The organism is Mycobacterium sp. TH-M82 (assembly GCF_057473605.1).
Genome location: NZ_JBYCKY010000353.1, coordinates 1 through 3,824, shown reverse-complemented (window position 1 = coordinate 3,824; position 3,824 = coordinate 1). Strand labels below are relative to the sequence as shown.

The 3,824-nt window shown below is 64.0% G+C and carries 4 protein-coding genes and 1 pseudogene; 2 read left to right on the top strand and 3 right to left on the bottom strand.

Going from position 1 to position 3,824, the window contains the following annotated elements; all coding sequences use genetic code 11:
* Together AC2VON_RS11005 and AC2VON_RS11000 are read right to left on the bottom strand one after the other, a co-directional pair.
* Positions 1–548: ATP-binding protein (locus AC2VON_RS11005; RefSeq protein WP_486952987.1), on the bottom strand; the 548-nt coding region annotated here is incomplete at its 3' end.
* Entirely contained in the window at positions 545–1,246 is a 702-nt protein-coding gene (locus tag AC2VON_RS11000) for a Mu transposase domain-containing protein (protein ID WP_486952986.1), read from the bottom strand. The genes AC2VON_RS11000 and AC2VON_RS11005, both read right to left, overlap by 4 nt.
* 354 nt (positions 1,247–1,600) lie before the next feature.
* Here AC2VON_RS11000 and AC2VON_RS10995 point away from each other — a divergent pair, with 354 nt between their 5' ends.
* Positions 1,601–1,927: a hypothetical protein gene (locus AC2VON_RS10995; RefSeq protein ID WP_486952985.1), complete on the top strand. Its 327-nt coding sequence runs from the start codon at positions 1,601–1,603 to the stop codon at positions 1,925–1,927.
* Positions 1,918–2,982 carry a transposase gene (locus AC2VON_RS10990; RefSeq protein WP_486952984.1) on the top strand — a complete coding sequence of 355 codons (1,065 nt, stop codon included), beginning with the start codon at positions 1,918–1,920 and terminating at the stop codon, positions 2,980–2,982. The genes AC2VON_RS10995 and AC2VON_RS10990 overlap by 10 nt, the downstream gene beginning before the upstream one ends.
* A 42-nt stretch (positions 2,983–3,024) precedes the next feature.
* On the opposite strand, the pseudogene AC2VON_RS10985 reads toward AC2VON_RS10990, so the two are convergent.
* A pseudogene (locus tag AC2VON_RS10985) lies at positions 3,025–3,663 on the bottom strand (IS21 family transposase); the annotation flags it as partial.
* Positions 3,664–3,824 lie beyond the last annotated feature (161 nt).

Here is a 3,824-nt window from a genome sequence, read left to right as displayed (position 1 = left end):
TGCAAGTACCCCAATTCGTCAACGAGGATCAAGTCCACTCTGCCATAGCGGCTTATCAGTTTGGTGAGTTGCTTGTCGTCGGCGGCTTCGACTAACTCGTTGACCAACTTGCTGGCCAGTGTGTAACGCACCCGGTAGCCGGCTTCAGCGGCCAAGGTGCCCAGGGCTATCAATAGGTGAGTTTTGCCGGTGCCAGAATCCCCGATCAAGCACAACGGGTGCCCGGCCTTGACCCAGCCGCAGGTGGCGAGCTGGCCAATCACCGCGGGGTTGATGGCCGGGTTGGCGTCAAAAGAAAACTCCTCCAACCGCTTTAGACGAGGAAAGCCGGCGTCACGGATACGCCGCTGGGCGCGACGCTGTGTGCGGTCGTCGCATTCGGCAATCACCAGCTCCGATAAAAACCCGAGGTAGCTCAGTTGCTCGCGTTCGGCGGCGGCGGCGATCTCGGCAAAGCGGTCACGGATGGTCGGGAGCCGCAGAATGCGACAACCCTGCTCGATCGCGGCGACCGCGGCCTGCTCGGTGACGCCGCGCCGCCGGGTCATGAGGTTTCGCGATCCAGCAGAGTGTCGTATTTGTTCAGCGAGGGTGCCGCACGATTATCGGCGGGCACAGCCGTCAAGCGATGCTCGGCCAGGCTCACCACACACCGGCCCTGGTCGGCGCCGTCTGGCCCGCCGACCGCGCGGCGACGTTCGCCGGCCTTGCGGGCCTCTAGGGCCACCACATCAACACTGGTGGACCCTACCGACAGCGCCGCGGTGATCCCGGCCAGCATATCGATGCGCTCGATGTGGCGATGCAATAACAGCACCTCCACCAGGGCCCGCGTGCCGCCGGCATCACCGTGGGCTTTGCGGGCGGCGGCCCAAAACGCCTCGTGCTCGGCGGTGAAGACCTTGGCTGACCGTGCTTGGGCCAGCGCGGTGGCCCCAGGCAGTGCGCCGGGCTTACGCAACAGGATCTCAAGATAGTGGTCCAAGTCCAGCACTTTGGCGCCCTTGCCGACCGCCCGTTGATGCCGTGCTACCAGCGAATTGCGATAATAGACAGTGACTTGCGACGCCGATAACTTCACCTGAAGCCGATGGCCAATGAAGCGGGCCGGCACGCTATATTGATTGCAGCGCACCATCACCTGCGCGTAGCGGTCTACCCGAGGCGTCAAAGTCAATGCGGTATCGAATGATTCGCTCGGCAACGGGCGCAACAGCGTCTTCTCAAACGCCCAGTCCTGGCTCACACTGGTTGACCGGTTGCCCACACGGCGGGCGTCATCGGCGTCGTCGGCGACCTCCAGCAGCGCGTTGAGCTCGTCAATCGAGTCGACGACAGGCATGGGGACACAGTGGTTTCTACGAAACCGCCCGCCCTCGCCCTCCACGCCGCCCTTTTCGTGGCTGCCCTCATGGCCGGGCTGGCAATACCACGCCTCAAAACCATAGTGCGATTTGAACGAAATCCAACGCTCGTTCTCCTGCCGCGAGCGCCCAAAGAGCACCTGCTTGATGGTTTGCGTCTGACTTCGCCGCAGAGATCGGCATGAGAAATTACCCAATGCTGGGAGTCTTCTCGGGTAGCCCGAGAGGAGTGGTTCATGTCGGAGTCCAGCAAAGGCCGGCGTCGGCCATCGAAGTTGTCTGCGGAGACCAAGTGGGAGATCTTCTTGCAGATCACCAGTGGGGAGATCAGCCAAGCAGAGGCCGCCCGCAAGTGGTGCGTGGACGTGTCCACGGTGATCGGCATCCGACGCACGGTCAAAGACGCCGCCCTGGCCGCATTGGCCCGCAAGCCGGGACGGCCTGGCAGGCAACGCGACTGGCAGCTCGAAGCGGCACGCTCGGAGATCGCGCAGTTGACCGAAGCGGTCAAGGCCCAGGCCATCGAGCTGGCGGTTGTGCGGGGAAAATCCGGTTGGGGCTGACCGGGTCGGTGCCGGCGCGGGTCCCCGCCGAGGTCAAAGAAACCGTCCTGAAGACCGTCGATGAGGCGGTCGCCGCCGGGTTCGCCCACAGCTGGGCATGCAGCCTATGGGGTGTCTCCGATTCGCGGGTGCACCGTTGGCGGGCACGACGCCGCGACACCGGCACACTGGTCGACGCCGCCCCTGGCGGGCACCCCGTGCACGCGCTGCTGCCCGAGGAGATCACCGCGATCCTCGACCTGGTGCAACGCTGGGGTCCAATGGACCGCTCACATCGCAAGCTGGCCCACCGCGGCTCCTACGAGCACCTGGTGTGGGTGTCGCCGTCGAGTTTGCGGAGGGTGCTGATCACCCACGGACTCACCCTGCCCGAGCCGGCGCCGCGCAGCCGCTCCGAGCGCAGGCCGTGGCCGGACTGGCTGGTCTGGGAGCCCAACCGGATCTGGATCTGGGACGCGACCCACTTCACCCGAGCCCGCCGCATCGTGTTTGCCATCGTGGACATGGTCAGCCGTAAGTGGATCGACACTTTGGTCAGCGTGGAAGAGACCGCCACCCAGGTCAAGGTGATCTTCGAGGCGGCTCTTGAAGCCGAAGGCCTGCTGGAGCTGCTCACCGATGAACGCCTCGACCTCGACCCCGACGACCCGCGCCGGCCGATCCTGCTCGCGGTGTCGGACAACGGTTCACCGATGACCGCCCACGACACCCGCGCCTTCATGGCCCTGATGGCCATCGTCCAGCACCACGGACGCCCCGGGGTGCCTCAAGACCAGGCGTGGATCGAATCGTTCTTCGGGCACATCAAAGGCGAGTGGCCCCACCTGGAGACCATCGACGCCCCAGATGTCCTGGAAGCCGAATTGGCCAGAGTGCGAATCGAATACAATACGGTGAGGTTGCACGAGGCGATCGGGTATGTCACACCCAACGATGAACACCGCGGCCGCGGCGAGGCCATCCGCCAGGCCCGCCGCGACGGCCTCGACCAAGCCCGGCAACGCCGAATCGACTACCATCGCGCCAACACCAACCCCACCGGGGAGACGCCATGAGTTGGGTAATTTTCCACGCGATCTCTGCGGTTAAGTCAGAAACACCTCATTGACCGCACTGGTCAGGTTGTCATAGCGCACCTTTCCGCACGGCACCCCGCCCAGCCGGCCAAACCCATAGACGTGGCCCTCCAAAAACGCCTCTTGGCCCTGAGTCAAATACGCTCGATGCGCCGCACGCGCCGAATAGCTCAACCGCATGGTGAACAACGCGGTCTTGGTCTTGACCCCACGCAGGATCACCCACAGATCATGAAAATCGACCTCGCCCTCCGCGCCGGGCGGATGGGTCTGCGGCACATAGCCGGGCTCCAGCGGTTTGCCCGCCTCAGCAAAGATCTGCGGCCGGCGCTTGCGAACATGATCTCGCACCGTCGAATACGACAATCCCACCGCCCCATGCTCATCCACCAACCGGGCCAAGACCCGCCGCGCGGTATGACGCTGCTTTTTCGGCGCATCCAAATCAGCACATAACATCTCGTCGATCGCCGCCTTGAACGGCTCCAACCGAGGCGCGACGCGCTGCGGCGTCTTACGCACCGGCGGGATCGCTGACTCCAACGCCTGACGCACCGTGCGCCGATGCACGCCATGTCTATCGGCCAACGCCCGAATCGACAAGCCATCAACCCGACGATCACGGCGAATATCCGCGAACTGCTCCACCCTTGACCTCATCTTCCAGCCTCCACCTTCACGTGACAGTGATCCTGGGTTATCGGACCACCGATCACAGGTGAGGTGGGGCCAAATCAGACCGTCACAACGACACTCCGTCGCCACACAGGTGGGGCCACTTCAAGCCGCCCTCCTGGGGCCAATCCAGACTGTCACAGCCA

Excerpts from the sequence above, each read along its gene's own strand:
- AC2VON_RS10995 (WP_486952985.1), top strand. The coding sequence starts at position 1,601 with ATGTCGGAGTCCAGCAAAGGCCGGCGTCGGCCATCGAAGTTGTCTGCG.